Source organism: Kitasatospora sp. MAP5-34 (assembly GCF_029894335.1).
Lineage (GTDB): Bacteria > Actinomycetota > Actinomycetes > Streptomycetales > Streptomycetaceae > Kitasatospora.
Genome location: NZ_JARXZC010000097.1, coordinates 1 through 2,233, shown reverse-complemented (window position 1 = coordinate 2,233; position 2,233 = coordinate 1). Strand labels below are relative to the sequence as shown.

The following is a 2,233-nucleotide window of genomic DNA, read 5'->3' as shown; positions in this document are numbered from 1 at the left end:
TGGACCTGCCGGTGTTCGTGCAGGTCACGGTGGAGACGACGGGCACGATGCTGCTCGGTTCGGAGATCGGTGCGGCTCTGACGGCGTTGGAGCCGCTCGGTGTGGATTTCATCGGTCTGAACTGTGCGACCGGGCCGGCGGAGATGAGTGAGCATCTGCGGTATCTGGCGAAGAACGCCCGGATCGGCCTCTCCTGCATGCCGAACGCGGGTCTGCCGGTGCTGGGCAAGGACGGCGCGCACTATCCGCTGTCGCCGCAGGAGCTGGCGGACGCGCATGACACGTTCACCCGTGAGTACGGGTTGTCGTTGGTGGGCGGGTGCTGCGGCACCACCCCCGAACACCTGCGTGCCGTTGTGGACCGCGTCCGGGGGCGCGAGGTCGCCGCGCGTTCGCCGCGGCCGGAGGCGGCGGCCGCGTCGTTGTACCAGTCGGTGCCGTTCCGTCAGGACACGTCGTATCTGGCGATCGGGGAGCGGACGAACGCGAACGGGTCGAAGAAGTTCCGGGAGTCGATGCTGGCGGGGGACTGGCAGGCGTGTGTGGAGATCGCCCGGGAGCAGATCCGGGACGGTTCGCATCTGCTGGACCTGTGTGTGGACTATGTCGGCCGGGACGGTGTCGCCGACATGCGGGAGATCGCCGGGCGGCTGGCGACGGCGTCGACGCTGCCGATCGTGCTGGACTCCACCGAGGTGGACGTGCTGCGCGCGGGGTTGGAGATGCTGGGCGGTCGGGCGGTGCTGAACTCGGTGAACTACGAGGACGGCAACGGGCCGGATTCGCGGTTCGCGCGGATCGCGTCGCTGGCGCGGGAGCACGGTGCGGGTCTGATCGCGTTGACGATCGACGAGGAGGGGCAGGCGCGGACCGCCGCGAAGAAGGTGGAGATCGCCGAGCGTCTGATCACCGAGCTCACCGCCGATTACGGGATCGACGAGGGTTCGATCCTGGTGGACTGCCTGGCGTTCACCCTCGGGACGGGGCAGGAGGAGTCGCGGCGCGACGGGATCGAGACGATCGAGGCGATCCGGGAGTTGAAGCGTCGTCATCCGGCGGTGCAGACGACGCTGGGTCTGTCGAACATCTCGTTCGGGCTGTCGCCGGCGGCGCGTCAGGTCATCAATTCGGTGTTCCTGAACGAGTGTGTCGCGGCGGGGTTGGATTCGGCGATCGTGCACGCGTCGAAGATCCTCCCGATCGCGCGGATTCCCGAGGAGCGGCGGGAGGTGGCGCTGGACCTGGTGTATGACCGCCGTTCGGAGGGTTATGACCCGTTGCAGCGGCTGCTGCAGCTGTTCGAGGGGGTGAGCGCCGCGTCCAGTGCGGAGACGAAGGCGCAGGAGCTGGCGGCGTTGCCGTTGGAGGAGCGGTTGCAGCGGCGGATCATCGATGGTGAGCGTAAGGGGCTGGAGGCGGACCTGGACGAGGCGCTCACCGGGCGTCCGGCGTTGGAGATCGTGAACAGTACGCTGCTGGCGGGGATGAAGGTCGTCGGGGAGCTGTTCGGGTCGGGGCAGATGCAGTTGCCGTTCGTGCTGCAGTCCGCCGAGGTGATGAAGACGGCGGTGGCGCATCTGGAGCCGCACATGGAGAAGTCCGACGATGAGGGCAAGGGCACGATCGTGCTGGCCACCGTCAAGGGCGATGTGCACGACATCGGGAAGAACCTGGTGGACATCATTCTGTCCAACAACGGGTACACGGTGGTGAATCTGGGGATCAAGCAGCCGGTGTCGGCGATCCTGGACGCGGCGGTGGAGCACCGGGCGGATGTGATCGGGATGTCGGGGCTGTTGGTGAAGTCCACGGTGATCATGAAGGAGAACCTGCAGGAGCTGAACCAGCGGTCGTTGGCGGCGGATTACCCGGTGATCCTGGGCGGGGCGGCGTTGACGCGTGCGTATGTGGAGCAGGATCTGCACGAGATCTACGAGGGTGAGGTCCGCTACGCGCGGGACGCGTTCGAGGGTCTGCGGTTGATGGACGCGCTGATCGCGGTGAAGCGGGGGGTGCCGGGGGCGGTGCTGCCGGAGTTGAAGCAGCGTCGGCACGCCCGGGTGGAGGTGGTGGAGGAGCCGGAGGTGAACCTGGGGCAGGTCCGCTCTGATGTGTCGGTGGTGAACCGGGTGCCGGAGCCGCCGTTCTGGGGGGACCGGATCGTCAAGGGGATCCCGTTCGCGGACTATTCGTCCTGGCTGGACGAGGACGCGTTGTTCAAGGGGCAGTGGGG

The 2,233-nt window shown here is 67.4% G+C and carries 1 protein-coding gene; it reads left to right on the top strand.

Going from position 1 to position 2,233, the window contains the following annotated elements; all coding sequences use genetic code 11:
• Positions 1-2,233: dihydropteroate synthase (locus P3T29_RS32510; protein WP_280720279.1), on the top strand; the 2,233-nt coding region annotated here is incomplete at both ends.